The 13,940-nt window shown below is 54.7% G+C and carries 16 protein-coding genes; 8 read left to right on the top strand and 8 right to left on the bottom strand.

All coding sequences use genetic code 11. From position 1 onward, the window contains the following. The first annotated feature begins 12 nt into the window (after positions 1-12). From accA to tilS, 4 genes are all read left to right on the top strand, one after another. The gene (accA, locus tag ACW9E7_RS02825; RefSeq protein ID WP_023310466.1) at positions 13-972 is read left to right on the top strand and encodes an acetyl-CoA carboxylase carboxyl transferase subunit alpha; all 960 of its coding nucleotides are present in this window, start codon (positions 13-15) and stop codon (positions 970-972) included. 100 nt (positions 973-1,072) lie between these two features. Continuing rightward, positions 1,073-3,205, top strand: a complete 2,133-nt coding sequence (locus ACW9E7_RS02830) for a lysine decarboxylase LdcC (RefSeq protein ID WP_458727228.1) — start codon at positions 1,073-1,075, stop codon at positions 3,203-3,205. A gap of 65 nt (positions 3,206-3,270) precedes the next feature. Continuing rightward, positions 3,271-3,660, top strand: coding sequence for a VOC family protein (locus ACW9E7_RS02835; protein ID WP_023334583.1), 390 nt, complete (start codon positions 3,271-3,273; stop codon positions 3,658-3,660). A 58-nt stretch (positions 3,661-3,718) separates the two neighbouring features. Further along, entirely contained in the window at positions 3,719-5,008 is a 1,290-nt protein-coding gene (gene tilS / locus ACW9E7_RS02840) for a tRNA lysidine(34) synthetase TilS (RefSeq protein ID WP_458727229.1), read from the top strand. Positions 5,009-5,036: 28 nt separating this feature from the next. Here tilS and rof read toward each other — a convergent pair whose 3' ends face one another. After that, positions 5,037-5,297 carry a Rho-binding antiterminator gene (rof, locus tag ACW9E7_RS02845; protein WP_008501890.1) on the bottom strand — a complete coding sequence of 87 codons (261 nt, stop codon included), beginning with the start codon at positions 5,295-5,297 and terminating at the stop codon, positions 5,037-5,039. Then, positions 5,284-5,484: a YaeP family protein gene (locus tag ACW9E7_RS02850; RefSeq protein ID WP_008501889.1), complete on the bottom strand. Its 201-nt coding sequence runs from the start codon at positions 5,482-5,484 to the stop codon at positions 5,284-5,286. Before ACW9E7_RS02850 ends, rof begins: the two co-directional genes overlap by 14 nt. 196 nt (positions 5,485-5,680) lie before the next feature. Here ACW9E7_RS02850 and ACW9E7_RS02855 point away from each other — a divergent pair, with 196 nt between their 5' ends. From ACW9E7_RS02855 to nlpE, 3 genes are read left to right on the top strand one after another with little or no spacing between them, the layout of a single operon-like run. Beyond that, positions 5,681-6,226, top strand: coding sequence for a YaeQ family protein (locus ACW9E7_RS02855; protein WP_115876397.1), 546 nt, complete (start codon positions 5,681-5,683; stop codon positions 6,224-6,226). After that, positions 6,223-6,645 (top strand): alternative ribosome rescue aminoacyl-tRNA hydrolase ArfB, encoded by a 423-nt coding sequence (gene arfB / locus ACW9E7_RS02860; protein WP_271368683.1) that lies wholly within the window; start codon positions 6,223-6,225, stop codon positions 6,643-6,645. The genes ACW9E7_RS02855 and arfB overlap by 4 nt, the downstream gene beginning before the upstream one ends. Positions 6,646-6,679: 34 nt before the next feature. Beyond that, entirely contained in the window at positions 6,680-7,378 is a 699-nt protein-coding gene (nlpE, locus tag ACW9E7_RS02865; protein ID WP_223581289.1) for an envelope stress response activation lipoprotein NlpE, read from the top strand. Positions 7,379-7,426: 48 nt separating this feature from the next. Here nlpE and proS read toward each other — a convergent pair whose 3' ends face one another. The 6 genes from proS to metN form a co-directional block, all read right to left on the bottom strand. Next, a complete protein-coding gene (gene proS / locus ACW9E7_RS02870; RefSeq protein ID WP_090418973.1) occupies positions 7,427-9,145 on the bottom strand; it encodes a proline--tRNA ligase in 1,719 nt (572 codons plus the stop codon). 111 nt (positions 9,146-9,256) lie between these two features. Then, the gene (gene tsaA, locus ACW9E7_RS02875; protein WP_271368681.1) at positions 9,257-9,964 is read right to left on the bottom strand and encodes a tRNA (N6-threonylcarbamoyladenosine(37)-N6)-methyltransferase TrmO; all 708 of its coding nucleotides are present in this window, start codon (positions 9,962-9,964) and stop codon (positions 9,257-9,259) included. Next, a complete protein-coding gene (gene rcsF, locus ACW9E7_RS02880) occupies positions 9,961-10,365 on the bottom strand; it encodes an Rcs stress response system protein RcsF (protein WP_008501883.1) in 405 nt (134 codons plus the stop codon). The genes tsaA and rcsF overlap by 4 nt, the downstream gene beginning before the upstream one ends. A gap of 106 nt (positions 10,366-10,471) precedes the next feature. Further along, positions 10,472-11,287 (bottom strand): methionine ABC transporter substrate-binding lipoprotein MetQ, encoded by an 816-nt coding sequence (gene metQ / locus ACW9E7_RS02885; RefSeq protein ID WP_014168729.1) that lies wholly within the window; start codon positions 11,285-11,287, stop codon positions 10,472-10,474. A gap of 40 nt (positions 11,288-11,327) precedes the next feature. Then, complete coding sequence (locus tag ACW9E7_RS02890; protein WP_003856130.1) at positions 11,328-11,981, bottom strand: methionine ABC transporter permease MetI; 654 nt, start codon at positions 11,979-11,981, stop codon at positions 11,328-11,330. Continuing rightward, positions 11,974-13,005 (bottom strand): methionine ABC transporter ATP-binding protein MetN, encoded by a 1,032-nt coding sequence (gene metN / locus ACW9E7_RS02895; RefSeq protein ID WP_023310475.1) that lies wholly within the window; start codon positions 13,003-13,005, stop codon positions 11,974-11,976. Before metN ends, ACW9E7_RS02890 begins: the two co-directional genes overlap by 8 nt. A gap of 188 nt (positions 13,006-13,193) precedes the next feature. Here metN and gmhB point away from each other — a divergent pair, with 188 nt between their 5' ends. Continuing rightward, a complete protein-coding gene (gene gmhB / locus ACW9E7_RS02900; RefSeq protein WP_111963981.1) occupies positions 13,194-13,760 on the top strand; it encodes a D-glycero-beta-D-manno-heptose 1,7-bisphosphate 7-phosphatase in 567 nt (188 codons plus the stop codon). The last annotated feature ends 180 nt before the right edge of the window (positions 13,761-13,940 follow it).

A 13,940-nucleotide genomic window follows, 5' to 3' on the forward strand; every position in this document is an offset into this window, starting at 1 on the left:
TACAGGAATACTATGAGTCTGAATTTCCTTGATTTCGAACAGCCGATTGCTGAGCTGGAAGCGAAAATCGATTCTCTGACAGCGGTAAGCCGTCAGGATGAAAAACTGGATATTAACATCGACGAAGAAGTGCATCGTCTGCGCGAGAAAAGCGTAGAGCTGACGCGCAAAATCTTTGCCGATCTCGGCGCATGGCAGGTGGCCCAGCTGGCTCGCCATCCACAGCGTCCGTACACCCTGGATTATGTCCGCCTGGCGTTTGACGAATTTGACGAACTGGCAGGCGATCGCGCATACGCTGACGATAAAGCTATCGTTGGCGGTATCGCGCGTCTGGACGGACGCCCGGTGATGATCATTGGTCATCAGAAGGGTCGTGAAACCAAAGAGAAAATCCGTCGTAACTTCGGTATGCCAGCACCAGAAGGCTACCGTAAAGCCCTGCGTCTGATGGAGATGGCTGAGCGTTTCAACATGCCAATCATCACCTTCATCGACACCCCGGGGGCTTACCCTGGCGTGGGCGCGGAAGAGCGCGGTCAGTCTGAAGCCATCGCGCGCAACCTGCGCGAGATGTCTCGTCTGAAGGTGCCGGTCATCTGTACCGTTATCGGTGAAGGTGGCTCCGGCGGTGCGCTGGCAATTGGCGTGGGCGATAAAGTGAATATGCTGCAGTACAGTACCTATTCCGTTATCTCCCCTGAAGGCTGTGCGTCCATTCTGTGGAAAAGCGCCGACAAAGCGCCGCTGGCTGCAGAAGCAATGGGCATCATTGCGCCACGCCTGAAAGAGCTGAAGCTGATCGATTCCATCATCCCGGAACCGCTGGGTGGTGCACATCGTAAGCCGGAAGTGATGGCAGCGTCTCTGAAAGCGCAGCTACTGGCTGACCTGGCAGACCTGGACGTGCTGAGCAAAGACGATCTGCTCAACCGTCGTTACCAGCGTCTGATGACCTACGGTTACGCGTAAGCTTCACAATTATCTGAAAAGCCGCACACTGTTGCGGCTTTTTTTATACCTGCGGTTTAGCCGGACTATGCTTAGCTAATGTTTTTTAAGGAGGAAGCCCATGAATATCATTGCCATTATGGGGCCACACGGCGTCTTTTATAAAGATGAGCCGATTAAGGAGCTGGAGCAAGCTCTGCAGTCGCGTGGGTATCAGCTAATCTGGCCGCACAACAGCGCCGACCTGCTGAAGTTCATCGAGCATAACCCGCGTATCTGCGGCGTGATCTTCGACTGGGACGAATATGATCTCGAACTGTGCAGCGACATCAACAAGCTGAACGAATACCTCCCGCTGTACGCATTTATTAATACTCACTCAACCATGGACGTCAGCGCCAATGATATGCGTATGGCGCTGTGGTTTTTTGAATATTCCCTCGGCGTGGCGGATGATATTGCGACCCGAATTCAGCAATACACGAATGAATATCTCGATAACATCACTCCGCCGTTTACCCGCGCGCTCTTCACCTACGTGAAGGAGGGGAAATATACCTTCTGTACGCCAGGCCATATGGCGGGGACGGCCTACCAAAAAAGCCCGGTGGGCTGCCTGTTCTATGATTTCTTTGGTGGCAACACGCTGAAAGCGGACGTGTCAATTTCGGTCACCGAATTAGGCTCTCTGCTGGATCACACCGGCCCTCATCTGGAAGCCGAAGAGTATATCGCCCGCACCTTTGGGGCCGAGCAGAGCTATATGGTGACCAACGGCACCTCGACCTCGAACAAAATCGTCGGGATGTACGCCGCGCCTGCCGGCAGCACCCTGCTGATTGACCGTAACTGCCATAAATCGCTGGCGCACCTGCTGATGATGAGCGACGTCGTACCGCTCTGGCTGTCGCCCACGCGTAACGCGCTCGGTATTCTTGGCGGCATTCCGCGCCGGGAGTTTACCCATGAAGCCATTGAAAGTAAGGTCGCGGCAATTCCTGGCGCAAGCTGGCCTGTTCATGCGGTCATCACCAACTCGACCTATGACGGTCTGCTGTACAACACGAACTGGATCAAAAAGACGCTGGACGTGCCGTCGATCCACTTCGATTCCGCATGGGTGCCTTACACTAATTTCCACCCGATTTACGCGGGTAAAAGCGGCATGAGCGGCGAGCGCGTGCCGGGTAAAGTATTCTTCGAAACGCAGTCGACGCACAAAATGCTGGCGGCGTTTTCCCAGGCTTCGCTTATTCACATTAAAGGCGAGTACGACGAGGAGACCTTTAACGAAGCCTTTATGATGCATACCACCACCTCGCCGAGCTATCCGCTGGTGGCGTCTATCGAAACGGCCGCGGCGATGCTGCGCGGCAACCCGGGTAAACGTCTCATCAACCGTTCGGTGGAGCGCGCGCTGCATTTCCGTAAAGAGGTGCAGCGGCTGAAAGATGAAGCCGACGGCTGGTTCTTTGATATCTGGCAGCCGGAAGAGATTGATGAGGCAGAATGCTGGCCCGTCTCGCCCGGCGAAGACTGGCATGGTTTCCGGGATGCCGATAGCGACCATATGTTCCTCGACCCGGTAAAAGTGACGATCCTGACGCCGGGCATGGACGAGCAGGGCAGGATGAGCGATGAAGGTATTCCGGCCGCGCTGGTCGCGAAATTCCTTGATGAACGTGGCGTGGTGGTGGAGAAAACCGGTCCCTATAACCTGCTGTTCCTGTTCAGCATCGGGATCGACAAAACCCGGGCGATGGGATTGCTGCGCGGGCTGATGGAGTTTAAGCGAGCCTACGATCTCAACCTGCGGGTGAAGAACATGCTGCCGGATCTCTACGCGGAGGATCCTGACTTCTACCGTAATATGCGCATTCAGGATCTGGCCCAGGGGATCCACAGGCTGATCCGTCAGCACGATCTGCCGCGTCTGATGCTTCAGGCGTTCGATGTCTTACCGGAGATGAAGTTTATCCCGCACAAGGCATGGCAGCGCCAGGTGAAAGGGGAGGTCGAAACCGTTGAGCTGGAAAACCTGGTCGGGCGCGTATCGGCGAACATGATCCTGCCCTACCCGCCGGGCGTACCGCTCCTGATGCCGGGAGAGATGATTACCGAAGATAGTCGGGCCGTGCTCGATTTCCTGCTGATGCTCTGTTCGGTAGGGCGTCACTATCCCGGTTTTGAGACGGATATCCACGGTGCGAAGCGCGACGAAAACGGCGTTTACTGGGTGCGAGTCCTAAAATAAGGGTGACCGCTTGCATGGTGCGGGTTTTCGGTTGTAACGTTCAGGGATCATAAAAAGGAGAAGCTATGCTGGGTTTAAAAGCTGTTCATCATATTGCGATCATTGCGACCGATTACGCGAAAAGTAAGGCCTTCTACTGCGACATCCTTGGCTTCACGCTTATGAGTGAGGCCTACCGCGAGGAGCGCGACTCCTGGAAGGGTGACCTGGCGTTAAACGGGCAGTATGTGATTGAACTGTTCTCTTTTCCTTTTCCGCCTGCTCGTCCGTCCCGCCCGGAAGCCTGCGGCCTGCGCCATCTCGCCTTCAGCGTCGATGACCTGGATAGCGCGGTAAAACATCTGGAGGCGCACGGCGTGACGTGCGAAGCGATACGCGTCGATCCGTTCACCGACAAGCGTTTTACCTTTTTCAACGACCCGGACGGCCTGCCCCTGGAGCTTTATCAGCAGTAATGGTTGTCCTGTGTGATAATGCCCGCTCAGTTCGGGCATTTTTTATGTGTAATCTCCTATGACCTTACCCGCTATCGCACAAGCCGTTTCACCGTACCGCCAGCTGCTGGTGGGGTTTAGCGGTGGCTTGGATTCTACCGTGTTGCTGCATCGTCTAAAGCTTTGGCGCGATCGGGAACCTGACGTCCAGCTTCGGGCGATGCATATTCACCACGGATTAAGTCCTCACGCAGAGGCGTGGGTGGCGCACTGCGAAGCCTTGTGTGCGGCCTGGGCGATCCCGCTCATCGTTGAACGCGTCATGCTTGCGGAGGAAGGGCTGGGCATCGAGGCGCAGGCGCGGAAAGCCCGCTATGCCGCGTTTGCCGGGGCATTACGTGCTGGAGAAGCGCTGGTCACGGCTCAGCACCTGGACGATCAGTGTGAAACCTTTCTGCTGGCGCTTAAGCGGGGCAGCGGGCCGGCGGGGCTTTCTGCCATGCCGGCGCGTTCTGAATTTGCCGGCACAACGTTACTGCGTCCGCTGCTTGGCGAGACGCGCGCCTCGCTTGAAGCCTGGGCGCGAGAACATCAGCTGAGCTGGATCGAAGATGAGAGCAACCAGGATGACGGCTATGACCGCAACTTCCTGCGTCTGCGCGTCCTTCCGCTTTTAAGCGAACGCTGGCCGCATTTCGCCGACGCGACGGCAAGAAGCGCTATGCTGTGCGCCGAACAGGAGTCGCTGCTGGACGAGCTGTTGAGCGACGAGCTGGCGGAACTGATTTCTGAAGACGGAGCGCTAGCCATTGTACCGCTGACAGCGATGAGCCCGGTACGTCGCGCCGCGCTGCTACGACGCTGGCTGGCCTCTCATCACGCTGCGATGCCGTCGCGGGCGATGCTGAGCCGTATCTGGGACGAAGTTGCCATGGCGCGGGATGATGCTTCCCCGAGTGTCCACCTGAACGGTTTTGACGTTAGACGCTATAAAGGGGAACTCTGGTGGATAAAGTCCATGCCCTCGCTGACTGATGTGGTGCTCGACTGGCTTTCTCCTGACGAACTGCTGGTATTGCCCGGTGAGGCAGGACGCGTTTCTCTCCTGTCGTCTGGTCATGTGCGGCTGCCGAAGCCCGGTGAACCGGTAACGGTGCGTTTTAAGGCTGGGGGCATGCTGCATATTGCCGGGCGCAACGGGGGACGCAAGCTGAAGAAAATCTGGCAGGAGTGCAACGTGCCGCCGTGGCTGCGCGACACCACGCCGCTGCTGTTCTATGGTGAAACGCTTATCGCTGCGGCAGGGGTTTTCATTACGGAAGAGGGTTGGACAGAAGAGGGTGTCCGTTTTGAGTGGCAGAAAGCGTAACGGGCAGCCAGGCTGCCCGTTAGTGTCATCAGGATTCGCTCACCACGACGGTGCCGATTTGCGGGTGGCTGAAGCTGGCTATTTTGTCCAGGCGCAGCTCACGCGTCGCACCGGCATCTTCCACTATCAGGTATTCCACATTCTTGCGTGAAACCAGATCGCTGGCTTTTGCCTTCAACACTTCGCCATCTTTTAGCTCCAGCGTCAGTAATAAATGATGCTGGCAGGCGAGTTCGAGGTTGTCATAGTCATCACAATTGATGGGTTGATAAGTATCATTCATCGACATAATCGCTCACCAGTAAATTCGCCGCAGCATAAGCTGCTTTTTCCCTGACCGACTCTGAAAGGCTCTCATCAGAGGCCACTTCATTAAGCACTTTCAATACACAGCCCAACGCGTCCGGGACATACCCCAGATCTCCGCTGGCGATTTCCGCATACCGTTTGCGAATTAACTCACAATAATTATTCACATCCCCTCCCGCCAGCGCACTGACTTACTGTGAGATATCATTAAGCCTACGAAGATAAACTCGGTTTAGCAAGGTGACTATACCATACTCATTTAAGCAATATCAGCGCCTTGATAGCGGTGTATTTATCACCCCATAACAGCCTTTTGCCGCGGTTTTCGCTACAATGAGCGCCTGATTCGAATGGAGTTCTCTCATGGCGCTGAAAGCGACAATTTATAAAGCAGTGGTCAATGTGGCCGATCTTGATCGCAACCAGTTCCTCGACGCGTCGCTTACACTGGCACGCCATCCCTCCGAAACCCAGGAGCGCATGATGCTGCGCCTGCTGGCGTGGATTAAGTACGCCGACGAGCGTCTGCAGTTTACCCGTGGGTTAAGCGCAGAAGACGAGCCTGAAGCCTGGCTGCGCAACGATCATCTGGGTATCGACTTGTGGATCGAACTCGGCCTGCCTGACGAGCGCAGAATTAAGAAGGCCTGCACCCAGTCCGCTGAAGTGGCCTTATTCGCGTATAATCAGCGTGCTGCGGAGATTTGGTGGCAGCAAAACAAGAGCAAGTGCGGACAGTTTAAAAATCTCACGGTTTGGTATCTGGATGATGAGCAGCTGGCTCAGCTGAGCGAGTTTGCCAGCCGGACCATGGTGTTGCAGGCGACGATTCAGGATGGCGCCATCTGGCTCTCTGGTTCTCAGAATAATCTGGAAATTCATTTGACGGCGTGGCAGCCCGCGTCATGATCGTCTTGTCCCGTAACGTCAGCATTCCTGACAACGAGCTGGAGATTACCGCCATCCGTGCTCAGGGGGCCGGTGGGCAGCACGTCAACAAGGCGTCGACGGCTATCCATTTGCGTTTTGACATTCGGGCCTCGAGCCTGCCAGAGTATTATAAAGACAGCCTGCTTGCTGCCAGCCATCACCTGATCACCAGCGATGGTGTGATTGTGATCAAAGCCCAGGAGTACCGCAGCCAGGAGCTCAACCGGGAAGCGGCGATAGCCAGGCTGGTGGCGGTCATCAAAGAATTAACGGCAGTACAAAAAAGCCGCCGGGCAACGCGGCCAACCCGCGCATCGAAAGAGCGTCGGCTGTCCTCGAAGGCCCAAAAATCCACAGTGAAAGCACTACGCGGTAAAGTTCGTCGCCCAACAGAGTGACGAAAGGGAACACAATTTTCATAAGGAATTCATTGTGAAAAAAGCATTATGGTCAGCGATGGCAGTGAGCACGCTGTTTGCGCTTTTCGGGTGTAACAACCGCTCCGAAACGCAGATGTTACAACCCACGCAAACGGAAGAGTTAAAACCAATGCAGCAGAGCTGGCGCGGCGTATTGCCTTGCGCAGACTGCGAAGGCATTGAAACGTCTCTGTTCCTGCAAAAAGACGGCACCTGGGTAATGAACCAGCGCTATCAGGGCGCTAAAGAACCCTCGTCATTTGCAACTTACGGAACATGGGCGCGTACGGCTGAGAAGCTGGTTCTGACGGATACCTCCGGTGAGAAAACCTTTTTCCGCGCCAAAGGCGAGGGAATGGAGATGCTTGACCGCGAAGGCAACCCGATTGAATCCCAGTTCAACTACACGCTTGCGCCGGTAAAAGCGGCTCTGCCTGCCACGCCTATGGCAATGCGGGGGATGTACTTCTATATGGCGGATGCGGCGATCTTTACCGACTGCGCAACCGGCAGGAAGGTTAGCGTGGCAAACAATGCGCAGCTTGAACGTGATTACGCCGTGGCACGCGGTAATGACAGCAAGCCGGTATTGCTGACGGTTGACGGTCACTTTACGCTTGAAGCAAACCCGGATAGCGGAGAGATGGTGAAAACGCTGGTGGCGGATAAAGGCGCGAAATTTATTGCGGGCAAAGACTGTAACAGTAAATAAGCTGACGTAGCACCATTAAAAAACCCCGCCTGAGCGGGGTTTTTTTGTTTAGCCTTTAATGGCTTTCACCAGGTAATCAAGGATATCGCCGGTCTTGATCATCTGTTTTTCGCCGCTGCGACGGTATTTGTATTCAATCTCATCGCTGTCGAGGTTACGGTCGCCGATAACGACGGTATGTGGGATGCCGATCAGTTCCATATCGGCGAACATCACGCCCGGACGCTCTTTACGGTCATCCATCAGCACTTCGATGCCCTGAGCGCGCAGCTCGGCATACAGCTTCTCGGCCAGCTCCTGCACGCGGTAAGACTTGTGCATGTTCATTGGCAGAATGGCGACCTGGAACGGCGCGATATTGTCCGGCCAGACGATGCCGCGCTCGTCGTAGTTCTGCTCAATCGCCGCAGCCACCACGCGCGTCACCCCGATACCGTAGCAACCCATGGTCAGGATCTGGTTACGGCCATCTTCGCCCTGAACGGCGGCGTTCAGCGCACGAGAGTATTTATCGCCCAGCTGGAAGATGTGACCGACCTCGATGCCGCGCTTAATCATCAGGGTACCCTGACCGTCCGGGCTTGGATCACCTGCAACCACGTTACGGATGTCAGCCACTTCCGGCGTCGCCACGTCGCGATCCCAGTTGATGCCGAAGTAGTGTTTACCGTCGATGTTCGCACCAGCGGAGAAGTCGCTCATTGCAGCAACCGTGCGGTCAATAACAACCGGCACCGGCAGATTGACTGGACCCAGTGAACCTGGACCCGCATTCACCACGGCGCGGATTTCCGCTTCCGTGGCGAACGTCAGCGGGCTGGCGACCTGCGGCAGCTTCTCGGCTTTCACTTCGTTCAGCTCATGATCGCCACGCACCAGCAGGGCAACCAGCGGGTAAGCGCTGCCTTCGGTGGATTTCACCAGCAGCGTTTTCACGGTTTTTTCAACTGGCAGATTGAACTGCTCAACCAGCTCGGCGATGGTTTTCGCGTTTGGCGTATCAACCAGCGTCATCTCTTGCGTTGCTGCAGCACGCGGTTCTTTTGGTGCCAGCGCTTCTGCAAATTCGATGTTCGCCGCGTAGTCTGAAGAGTCAGAGAAGATCACATCGTCTTCACCGCTCTGCGCCAGTACCTGGAACTCATGGGATGCGCTACCGCCGATGGAGCCGGTATCAGCCTGCACAGCGCGGAAATCCAGACCCATACGGGAGAAGATTTTGCTGTATGCCGCGTACATTGCGTCGTAAGTCTCTTGCAGTGATTCCTGAGAGGTATGGAAAGAGTAGGCATCTTTCATCAGGAATTCGCGAGAGCGCATGACGCCGAAACGCGGGCGAACTTCGTCACGGAACTTGGTCTGGATCTGGAAGAAGTTCAGCGGCAGCTGTTTGTAAGAGCTCAGCTCATTACGAATCAGGTCGGTAATAACTTCTTCATGCGTTGGGCCGAGAACGAACGGACGCTCGCCGCGATCGACGAAGCGCAGCAGTTCAGGACCATATTGTTCCCAACGGCCACTCTCCTGCCACAGGTCAGCGGGCTGAACCACAGGCATGGACACCTCGATAGCACCGGCGTTGTTCATCTCTTCACGCACGATGTTTTCGACTTTTTTCAGGACGCGCACGCCGGTCGGCAGCCAGGTATATAACCCGGAGGCCAGCTTGCGGATCATCCCGGCGCGCAGCATCAGCTGATGGCTGATCACTTCGGCGTCGGCAGGCGTCTCCTTCAGAGTGGAGAGCAGATATTGGCTAGTACGCATGTTGTTACGGTTCCATTTCGACGATTGGAACAGGCTGAAACACCAGCCTGACACAAAAAAGTGGTTTAGTTTACCAGTGTGGCAAAGATGCCAAAAGAGAGGAGAACAAAATTACCTGGGTTCAAGGGCAAACACTTCAAAACCTGCCCCGGAGACGCGCCAGCGAACGTTAAAATCCATCAGCCAGACGGCGTACGTTTTTCCTGCTTCCTCTTCTTTACGGTAGGCCGGGCGCGGGTCCTGTGCCAGAACTTCGGTGATGAAATCCCGTAAGCGAGGATAGCGTTTCTCCAGCTGACCGAGCTGTGCGGTTATCTCAGGCGTAAAATACACCGGCATGTCCGCCTGTGGTGCGTCCTGAGCATAACTTGCACGCGCGTTCGGGAGCGCTTCGGCGAAGGGCAAATAGGGCTTGATGTCGATAACCGGCGTGCCGTCGACCAGGTCCAGGCTACCTAACTCCAGTATCACCCGATCTTTCTGGCAGCGTATGCCTTTCAGTTCAACCAGCGACATGCCAACCGGGTTTGGACGGAAGGTCGAGCGCGTTGCAAACACGCCCATTCTCGCATTGCCGCCAAGACGAGGAGGACGCACGGTAGGTCGCCAGCCGCCTTCCATCGTCTGGTGAAACACGAACACCACCCATAAATGGCTGAAAGCCTCGAGCCCGCGTACCGCATCGGCCTGATTGTAAGGCGCAATCAGGTGAAGCTCACCGCTTCCGCTGGTGACCAGACCGGGCTGGCGAGGGACGGCGAACTTCTCTTTATAAGGAGAGTGGATAACGCCTATCTGCTCGAACTGAAATGCACTCATTTCGCCGTGATGTTCAGCGCAGAACCGATGCAAACCGCCTGACGGTAGCAGCCCGGCGTGCCGCTGGTGACTTCACAGCTGTGCAGCAGAACCGCGTTAGCTTTCATTTTTGCGGCATTAATCTGCATGCGTTTACGCGCTGTCGGAATATTTGGTGGTGAGTCCTGATTGGTCGCCTGACAGGATTCGCCGCTCACTTCGCCCAGCTCACGGAACGGTTTACCGACGAGTTCGTCCGCTTTCGTGATAATGCGAACCGGCGCAGGGCGAACCACTTTCGGTTTCGCAGGCTCGGTCTTTGGCGGGGTTGCCGTGCTTTGAACAGGTTCAACGGGAGATCTGCTTAGCATAGAACAGCCGCTCAGCATGAGTGCTAAAAGACAGATCGGTAAAGCACGCATAATATTTCCTCAATGGATAATCAAAACGTCAGATATTGAATCAGTTGACTGCACAAATGACAAGACGGGCATAAGCCCGTCCTGATGATATTACACTGAGGTGAGATTACCAGCCTTTAACAGCGCCGCCGTTAAACACTTTGTTGGCTTCCTGGTAAACTTCATCTGACTGATAGGCCTGAACGAATTTCTTCACGTTTTCCGCGTCCTTGTTGTCTTCGCGAGTCACGATCAGGTTAACGTACGGGGAGTCTTTATCTTCAACGAAGATACCGTCTTTGGCTGGCGTCAGGCCAATCTGGCTGGCGTACGTGGTGTTGATAACGGCCAGAGCAATCTGTGCATCGTCCAGAGAACGTGGCAGCTGCGGTGCTTCCAGTTCAACGATTTTCAGATTTTTCGGGTTCTCGGTGACGTCCAGAACGGTTGGCAGCAGGCCAACACCGTCTTTCAGTTTGATCAGGCCCACTTTCTGCAGCAGCAGCAGGGAACGACCAAGGTTAGTTGGGTCGTTAGGGACGGCAACCTGAGAGCCCGGCTGCAGCTCGTCCAGGGATTTAATTTTCTTAGAGTAACCGGCAATTGGATAAACGAAGGTATTACCCACGCCCACCAGTTTATAGCCGCGATCTTTAATCTGCTGATCCAGGTATGGCTTATGCTGGAAGGCATTCGCGTCGATATCGCCTTTGCTCAGCGCTTCGTTCGGCAGAACGTAATCGTTGAAGGTGACCAGCTCTACGTCCAGGCCATACTTCTCTTTTGCTACTTTCTGAGCAACTTCTGCAACCTGCTGTTCTGCACCCACGATAACGCCCACTTTAATGTGGTTTGGATCCTTTTCGTCCTGACCGCAACCCACCAGTGCCAGAGAGCCGATCAGCGCGCCTACTGCTGCGAAGGTCTTTAATTTAAACGCCATGTTTTATCCTTAACTCGTAGAGTTTGTGTTGTGTGTAACGTTATTTGTGCGTAACAGCCCGGACGATGCGATCGCCAGAGAACTGGATTAAGTAAACCAGAACAACCAGCAATACCAGAACGGTATTCATCACGGTAGCGTTATATCCAATATAGCCGTACTGGTAACCAATCTGACCTAAACCGCCGGCACCAACGGCACCGCCCATCGCGGAATAACCGACCAGGGTGATAAGCGTAATAGTTGCCGCATTCACCAGCCCTGGCAGCGCCTCCGGCAGGAGAACCTTGCGGACGATCTGCATCGGTGTGGCACCCATCGCACGGGAAGCTTCGATCAAACCGGTTGGGATTTCCAGCAGGGCGTTCTCCACCATACGGGCGATAAACGGCGCAGCGCCAACGGTCAGCGGAACGATCGCCGCCTGCAGACCGATAGACGTTCCGACGATCACGCGGGTAAACGGAATCATCCACACCAGTAAAATAATGAACGGGATAGAACGAAAGATGTTCACCAGCGCAGAGAGCGTACGGTACAGCTTCGCGTTCTCAATGATTTGACCCGGACGCGTCACGTACAGCAACACGCCGACCGGCAGGCCAATCACAAAACCAAAGAAGCCAGAGACAAAGGTCATTGCCAGCGTTTCCCAAACGCCGCGAACCAGCAGCCACATCATCGGCTCAGACATAACCCAGTACCTCTACTTTTACGTGATGTTCTTGCAGCCAGGCAATAGCTGCCTGGGTTTCTTCTTGTGTGCCGTGCATTTCTGTCAGCATGATGCCGAACTTCACGCCACCGGCGTAATCCATCTGCGCGCTGATGATGTTGTTGTTCACGTTAAAGCGACGCGCGGTTTCGGAAAGCAGGGGAGCATCAACGGACTGACCGGTGAACTCCATGCGCAGCATCGGGACGCTGTCAGCAGCGGGTTCGGTCTTCAAACGCTCCAGATAGTCTTCCGGGATATCCAGATGCAGGGTGGACTGGATGAACTGCTGCGCCAGCGGGGTTTTCGGATGCGAGAACACTTCACTTACCGTGTCCTGCTCGATCAGTTCACCGTTGCTAATGACCGCCACGCAGTCGCAGATGCGTTTCACCACATCCATCTCGTGCGTAATAAGGAGGATCGTCAGGCCCAGACGACGATTAATGTCTTTCAGCAGTTCCAGAATAGAACGCGTGGTTGCGGGATCCAGTGCGCTGGTGGCCTCATCGCACAGCAGTACCTTAGGATTGCTGGCCAGCGCGCGGGCGATGGCCACACGTTGTTTTTGCCCTCCGGACAGATTTGCCGGGTAGCTATCATGTTTATCGCCCAGACCCACGAGGTCGAGCAGCTCGGTGACGCGACGCTTCACTTCTTCTTTCGGCGTGTTATCCAGCTCAAGCGGTAAGGCAACGTTGCCGAACACGGTGCGGGAAGCCAGCAGGTTAAAGTGCTGGAAAATCATGCCAATCTGACGACGCGCTTTGGTGAGTTCTTTCTCTGAAAGGGCGGTGAGTTCCTGACCGCCAACTTCTACGCTGCCCTGGGTTGGACGCTCAAGCAGGTTAACACAACGGATCAGCGTGCTTTTACCTGCACCCGATGCGCCAATGACGCCATAAATTTGGCCAGCAGGAACATGCAGGCTGACATTGTTCAGAGCCTGAATGGTTCGGTTCCCCTGCTGGAACACTTTGGTGATATTGGAAAGTTTAATCATTAGATTATTTTTATCGTATGTAAGTTAGCCGTGGCATTTTCTTCTGCCAGATACGGGTGATGGCCGTAAACAAAACGGATGTTAAGGCATCCAGACGTCTAAATCAATCCAACTATGCACGATGAGCACTTTATTGCGCTGCGATTCATGAGATACTAGTTGAACATGCCTTTTTCAGGAGCAAACCGGTGGCAAAATCAGTACCCGCAATTTTTCTCGATCGTGATGGCACTATTAATGTGGATCACGGTTATGTCCATGAGATTGATGAGTTCGAGTTTATTGAGGGCGCAATAGATGCCATGCGCCAGCTGAAAGAGATGGGGTATGCGCTGGTGGTCGTGACGAACCAGTCCGGTATTGCACGCGGTAAATTCACCGAAGCGCAGTTCGAAACGCTGACGGAATGGATGGACTGGTCGCTGGCCGACCGCGGTGTGGATCTCGATGGCATCTACTATTGTCCGCACCACCCACAGGGAACCGTAGAAGAGTATCGTCAGACCTGTGATTGCCGTAAACCGCATCCGGGGATGTTCATCTCTGCGCAGGAGTTCCTGCACATTGATATGGCGGCTTCTTATATGGTGGGCGATAAACTGGAAGATATGCAGGCAGCCACAGCAGCGGGTGTAGGGACCAAAATATTAGTGCGCACCGGCAAGCCTGTGACGCCAGAAGCTGAGAATGCGGCGGATTGGGTAATTAATAGTCTGGCCGAGCTGCCAAAAGAGATTAAAAAGCACCAAAAATAGCCTTTCTGGTGAAAAGATGAGCGGTTGAAATAAAAATGCATTTTTCCGCTTGTCATTCCTCGGCGGCCCCCTATAATGCGCCTCCATCGACACGGCGGATGTGAATCACTTCACAAACAGCCCAGTCGGTTGAAGAGAAAAAATCCTGAAATAACGGGTTGACTCTGAAAGAAGAAAGCG

The organism is Enterobacter sp. H2G27 (assembly GCF_054403075.1).

Coding starts and splice junctions, on each gene's coding strand:
- accA (WP_023310466.1), top strand. CDS start 13: ATGAGTCTGAATTTCCTTGATTTCGAACAGCCGATTGCTGAGCTGGAA.
- ACW9E7_RS02830 (WP_458727228.1), top strand. CDS start 1,073: ATGAATATCATTGCCATTATGGGGCCACACGGCGTCTTTTATAAAGAT.
- ACW9E7_RS02835 (WP_023334583.1), top strand. CDS start 3,271: ATGCTGGGTTTAAAAGCTGTTCATCATATTGCGATCATTGCGACCGAT.
- tilS (WP_458727229.1), top strand. CDS start 3,719: ATGACCTTACCCGCTATCGCACAAGCCGTTTCACCGTACCGCCAGCTG.
- rof (WP_008501890.1), bottom strand. CDS start 5,297: ATGTCGATGAATGATACTTATCAACCCATCAATTGTGATGACTATGAC.
- ACW9E7_RS02855 (WP_115876397.1), top strand. CDS start 5,681: ATGGCGCTGAAAGCGACAATTTATAAAGCAGTGGTCAATGTGGCCGAT.
- arfB (WP_271368683.1), top strand. CDS start 6,223: ATGATCGTCTTGTCCCGTAACGTCAGCATTCCTGACAACGAGCTGGAG.
- proS (WP_090418973.1), bottom strand. CDS start 9,145: ATGCGTACTAGCCAATATCTGCTCTCCACTCTGAAGGAGACGCCTGCC.
- tsaA (WP_271368681.1), bottom strand. CDS start 9,964: ATGAGTGCATTTCAGTTCGAGCAGATAGGCGTTATCCACTCTCCTTAT.
- rcsF (WP_008501883.1), bottom strand. CDS start 10,365: ATGCGTGCTTTACCGATCTGTCTTTTAGCACTCATGCTGAGCGGCTGT.
- metQ (WP_014168729.1), bottom strand. CDS start 11,287: ATGGCGTTTAAATTAAAGACCTTCGCAGCAGTAGGCGCGCTGATCGGC.
- ACW9E7_RS02890 (WP_003856130.1), bottom strand. CDS start 11,981: ATGTCTGAGCCGATGATGTGGCTGCTGGTTCGCGGCGTTTGGGAAACG.
- metN (WP_023310475.1), bottom strand. CDS start 13,005: ATGATTAAACTTTCCAATATCACCAAAGTGTTCCAGCAGGGGAACCGA.